The following is a 201-nucleotide window of genomic DNA, read 5'->3' on the forward strand; positions in this document are numbered from 1 at the left end:
TCGTCCAGCGCCTGCACGGCGCCGTTGGCGGTGTCGACCCGGTAGGACCAGCTACCGTCGCCGTTGTCGACGAAGGTGCCGTACTCGGCGCGGGTGTCGTTGAACACCACGCTGCCGAGGCCGTCGGCGCCGGTGTCGTCGTTGCCCAGCACGTCGCCGCCGATCGCGGTGGTGGCGTCCTCGTCGACGCTGGCCGCATCG

At 71.6% G+C, this 201-nt stretch carries 1 protein-coding gene; it reads right to left on the bottom strand.

The window, feature by feature from the left end; all coding sequences use genetic code 11:
* On the bottom strand, positions 1–201 hold a 201-nt coding region (locus tag ACXAFN_RS18335; RefSeq protein WP_474991175.1), incomplete at both ends, for an Ig-like domain-containing protein.

It is taken from the genome of Halomonas sp. ABH4_019, assembly GCF_056159885.1.